This window comes from Pseudoxanthobacter sp. M-2 (genome assembly GCF_046156265.1).
Lineage (GTDB): Bacteria > Pseudomonadota > Alphaproteobacteria > Rhizobiales > Segnochrobactraceae > CAMDHY01.
Map to the genome: position 1 here is coordinate 1 of NZ_JAWDIR010000030.1, position 5,321 is coordinate 5,321.

Here is a 5,321-nt window from a genome sequence, read left to right on the forward strand (position 1 = left end):
GATCCAGCCATGGGCTTCGATGAAGAGCTTCCGGCCGGCTGAAGAGCCTGGGGAAGGCTCAAGCCGCAACCACCCGCCGCCGGCGTCGGGCGGGCGCAACGACGAGGCGGACTTCCGCGGCGAGAGGCGCTCGAACGCGACCCATGCCTCGACCACCGACCCGGACGCTTAGCTCTATAGCGAGGGGCCGGGCATGGAGGCGAAGCTCGCCTTCCTCGGCCATGCCCTGATCGAGAACCGCTCCGGCCCCCTATCCTCGACGCCTGCCTGACGAAGGTCTGCCGCCACGCCGGGCGGGGGCGCGGCACTGGCGATTATCGAACCGCATGCCAACCGGCCGCTGCCGATCACGCTATGAGCTGACTTGGGCGACGACGCCGCCGACTTCGTCAACGAACTGCGCTCGATGAACGTGCGCCCGCAGGTGGCCCAGAACCTCACCCGCAGCTCGGCCACTTTTAAGAGCCGCGTCGGCGCCCATCGGCTCGAGGGGGTGTTGAGGCCCCAAGTGCACTGGCGTTCCATCTGCTGCCAGCGCGTTCCCGAACAACATGGCGGATAAATTGGGGGACAATCGGGTGAGTTTTCGCGTCAAGTCTCTGTAAATACAGGTTGATTTCAGAGGAAATGGCGGAGAGGCAGGCCGCTATACTCGTGTCCATTGCCGTTCGCGCCCGTCTCGAAAGTCCATAAAACCTGTGGCCTCTCTTGCGTCATCCGTCCCCGCGTGTCTACCGTCGTGCGTAGGTTGCCGCCTGCAATGCGTAGGTAGGTGCGTGGGTAGGAGGGAATGGCGGTGGCAGCTAGAACGGCGAAGCGGCTCAACACGCGGACGCTCGCCACGCTTACGAAGCCGGGCCTTTACGCCGACGGTGACGGGTTAAACCTCCAGATCGGCAAGACCGGCTCGCGCTCCTGGATTTACCGTTACCGCCGTGGCGACGGCCGGGAGGGCTGGCTTGGGCTGGGTAGCCTCTCGGACGTGACGCTTGCCCAGGCGCGAGAGAAGGCTGCCCATGCGCGGCAGCTTCGGGCAGCGGGGTTTGACCCTCTCGACGAGAAGCGCGCACCCGTCGCCTCCCAGGGCGATGCGGCTCCGGCGAAGCCGACGTTCGGAGACTTCGCTGACGCCTACATCGCCGAGATCGCTCCGGGCTTCTCCAATCCGAAGCACCGGGCGCAGTGGAAGATGACACTCGGTGACGGCTACTGCGCAACCATCCGCGGCAAGCCAATCGACGAAGTGGACACTGACGATCTCCTTGCCATCCTGCGGCCCATCTGGCTCACGAAAAGCGAAACCGCTTCCCGCATTCGAGGGCGGATCGAGCAGGTTCTCAGTGCCGCGAAGGCGAGGGGGCTGCGGTCGGGCGACAACCCGGCGCTGTGGCGAGGTCACCTCGACGTGCTGTTGCCGAGGCGACCGAAGCTTGCCCGTGGCCACCACAAGGCCAAGCCCTATGCCGACGTTCCGGCGCTGATGGAGCGCCTCGCCCGGCTCACCGGTATCAGCACGCTGGCGCTCCGGTTCACGATCCTGACGGCGGCCCGGTCCGGCGAGGTGCTCGGCGCGACGTGGGGTGAGATCGACCTCGAGGTAGGCGTGTGGACTGTGCCGGCTGAGAGGATGAAGATGCGGCGTGAGCATCGCGTGCCACTATCCCCAGCGGCTCTGGCAATCCTGGCGGAAGTGGCGCCCCTGCGGCCAGCCGATGACGACGGTTCGGCGTTCGTATTTCCCGGCCAGAAGCGTGGGCGGCCCCTCTCCGTGATGTCGCTGACAATGGTCATGCGGCGGTTGAATGCCGACGCGACCGTGCACGGGTTCCGCTCCGCCTTCCGGGACTGGTGCGCCGAGGAGACAAACCATCCCCGAGAAGTGGCCGAGCAAGCCCTCGCCCACGTCGTCGGGGACGCGACGGAACGCGCATACCGCCGCGGCGATGCGCTCGCGAAGCGGCGGGCTCTCATGCAGGACTGGGCAGGGTTCTGCTTGGGCGGCTTAGGCTGATAGACGGGTCGTGCATCCGGCTCCGGCCGGAGCAGGCGAACCACTTCTGGTCCTACGACTTCGTCGAGGACCGCACTCATGATGGACGGAGGGTCCGCATGCTCAACGTCATCGACGCGTTCACGCGGGAGTGCCTGGCGATCCGGATCGGGCGGAAGCTGCAGGGGATCGACGTCATCGACGTGCTCTCCGACCTCTTCATCTTGTGCGGCGTGCGGGGCCGCATACGCTCCGACAATGGCCCGGAGTTCATCGCCAGCGCGGTGCAGGCGTGGATCGCTGCCGTTGGCGCCCGGACAGCCTTCATCACGCCCGGCGGTCCGTGGGAGAACGGCTATTGCGAGAGCTTCAACGCCAGTCTCCGCGACGAGCTGCTCGACGCAGAGATCCTCTACAGCCTCGAGGAGGCAGGAGTGATCATCGAAGGCTGACGGCGGCACTAAAACGCCATCCGCCGCACTCCTCCCTCGGCTATCGGCCGCCACCACCCCGGGCCCTGGTGCCGAGCGCGCGCCCGCCTGCGCAACCCCGGCCAGTTCCAGCTGGTGCGCTCACCGTCGCGGACACCCCACACACGCACTAACAATCAAACCAGGCCACCGACGTGGGGCAAGTCATTTAGCTGCGCCGTTGCCGTATGGGCTGAGCGGCGAGGCGCCATGACGGGTCCGAACAGTCGTCCGCCCACGCGACGGAAATAAAACCGAAAACAGTTGCCAGTGGTGAGGGTCAAGCTAACATCAACGCCGGCTGCAGTAATGGACTGGGGGGGGGCGGCTTGAAAATTATCAATTGCGGCAAGGGACTGCATGAGCGCGAGGTGAAGGGTATCGAGAGCCTTGCCTCGCTGCCGGCGCACTGGTTTGCGTATACTAATCTGGACCTTGCCACTGCGCCTGGGTCGAGCCGAGAGATCGACGTCATCATCGTGGCCGACGATCGCATCCTCGTCATTGATCTCAAGGACTGGTTCGGTCCGATCGAGAGCCGAGAGGGAAATTGGTTCAACGCCGGGAAGGATCATGGTCCGTCACCGGTTGCTAAGATCTCCGCCAACGCCCGCCACGTCTTCATTCAACTTGAGGCGCACCTCAAGCGGCACATCAAGGGTAGCCGGCCGATCGTCCCGAAGGTCCAGGGCCTAGTAGTCTTGACAAAAGCCACTGACCTGAACGGAATCGCGGAGACCGAGCGTCACGCTGTGATGCCCGTCTCGGCGTTTACCTCGGCGCTCAAGTCGGTCCCCAAGCGGATCGAAGTGCTTGGCAAGGCACCCGCCGCTGGCGTGCTGACGTCTGCGGAATGGAAGGACCAACTCTCGAAGTTCTTCAACGTCAGCAAGGGCGTCTTCGTGCCAGGTCGGCGGACCTATGGGGGCTTCTACGCCACGTCCGCCGCGCCTGTGTTCGAGCACCCCGGGGGAATCTTCGCCGAGTTTGAAGCGAGCGACGAGCGACAGTCGCCGACACTCGGCGTCCTTCGGCTATGGGATTTCTCAAGAGCGGAGACTCGCTTCCAGACTGAGGAGGGACGCAGCGAAATCGCCGGCCGCGAGCAGGAGGTCATCGCCTATCTCCAGGACCGGTGCGACCACTGCGACAGCGTAATCGTTGATGGCAAGACGCGCGATCCAAACTTCGGCGTGCGGTACTGGGAAGTCTATGACCGCCGGCGTCGGCTTCACCGCCTGGCCGATTTCGCCAGCACAGAGCTGGCCGACCTCAGCCGCGTCGATCGTATCGAGTTGGCGCGGCAGTTGCTCGCTTCGCTCGACGCGCTTCACCTCGCGGAGGCCGCGCACCTCGACCTTGGGCAGCATAGCGTGTGGGTACAACGGCCATCGACCGTTCGCCTGTCGCACTTGATGGCGGCAAGCTACCCTGATGTCCGTTCGCTCGGCAATTCCCGGTTCCAGTTCTTATCGACCGGCAAGCTGCCTGAGGACTTCTTCGGCGTGGAAACTACCCCAAAGCGCCGCGACGTTTTTCTCGCGGCCTCGGCGGTCCATCGCATCCTGCTGGGGACGGGGCCAGCCTCGTCGAGCGGCATTCCGGAGTGGGACAGCGCGGCCGACAAGGCATCAGAGTATTTGGAATTGCACGATTGGCTCGCATCGGCGCTCGCGCCCGACCCGATGCTGCGATTCAAGGATGCGGGCGATGCGCTGACCGCGTTTAATGCCGCGGTCGCCGTCCGGCCCACGCCCGCAGAAGTTCTCGAGGGCCTCGAGCGGCATCGGGGCGCGATCAAGAGCCAGATGGCACTCTTCCAGAACTATCCGCCCGCCGAGATCCTGCGCGATGATGAGACGCGCGCCTTGTGGCGCAGCAGCAACGACGGTCGCGAGGTCCTGGTCAAGGTCTGGAAGCGAGCTTCTTGGGGCGACCAGAAAAAGGAGGGGCCACGCATCCTCGACTTCCTCGACCAACTCGCCGAACTGTCGGCGGCCGAACCCGAGGGTTGCGCGAAAATCCTGGGTGCGATGTGGCTGGGCGATGCCATCGTCATGATCCAGGAATGGATCGACCGTCCGGACCTGGCGCAGGTATTGGTGGGCCGTTCCGATGAGTTGGGCGAGGACGCGCGCCTCGGTCTAATCAACGCTCTTGCTCGACGAGTCGAGGAACTCCACACCCTTCGCATAGCGCATGGCGACCTCAAGCCGGCCAATGTCTTGGTCGATCCCGCCTTTCCGGGCGACCCCATCATCGTCGACCTCAGCGATTTCACGTCCGCTGACGAAGGCGACACCGTAACGGCGCGCTATGCACCCGCGACAGGTGGGCGCTACGAGCGGGACTGCTTTGCTGTAACCGCCATCGCCGAGGAGCTTCTCGCGGGGAGCGATTCACGGATCGCCGGTCGCGTGCGCGAGGCCATCGCGAAGGTGCGAATCGACGAGCCGGCAAATGCAACGCTGCTTCCCTTGATAGACGTGCTTGCAGCGGGGGAGTCACAGGATACGGACCTTGTGACCATCCGGCTCGCCGCCCCGCAGATTGCGGCAGGCCCATTGTTCCCGGACGAGGGCCGTTACTTCCTGCGCCGCGCTCCGTGGGGACGCAAGCTTATCATCCGCGGCGCATGCGAGGAGCTTGAGGTGAACATCGGGTCGGACGGCAGGCCCTATCGGCTCAACCGGCGTGCGCTCGAGCAATCGAGGATCAGACTCTTCCAGCGATTTGAATTTGGATCACTTGAAGCGACGATTGTCATCGAGGAAGGGCCGGCAGCCAAGCTCGACGATCTCGTGTCGCTGCTCGAGCGTGCGGATGTCGTCGCCGCGCTGGCGCCAGCGCGGCCCAAGGAA

General features: G+C 64.7%; 2 protein-coding genes and 2 pseudogenes. All 4 read left to right on the top strand.

The window, feature by feature from the left end:
- A pseudogene (locus tag RUR49_RS14980) lies at positions 1-247 on the top strand (IS5/IS1182 family transposase); the annotation flags it as partial.
- 543 nt (positions 248-790) lie between these two features.
- Entirely contained in the window at positions 791-2,011 is a 1,221-nt protein-coding gene (locus RUR49_RS14985) for a tyrosine-type recombinase/integrase (protein ID WP_409147198.1), read from the top strand.
- Positions 1,915-2,594: pseudogene (locus RUR49_RS14990) on the top strand (DDE-type integrase/transposase/recombinase); the annotation flags it as partial. The gene RUR49_RS14985 and the pseudogene RUR49_RS14990, both read left to right, overlap by 97 nt.
- Before the next feature lie 195 nt (positions 2,595-2,789).
- A partial coding sequence (locus RUR49_RS14995; protein ID WP_409147199.1) for an NERD domain-containing protein occupies positions 2,790-5,321 on the top strand: 2,532 nt, incomplete at its 3' end.

Bases quoted from the DNA above. Each gene is read 5' to 3' on its own strand.
- RUR49_RS14985 (WP_409147198.1), top strand. From the start codon at position 791: ATGGCGGTGGCAGCTAGAACGGCGAAGCGGCTCAACACGCGGACGCTC.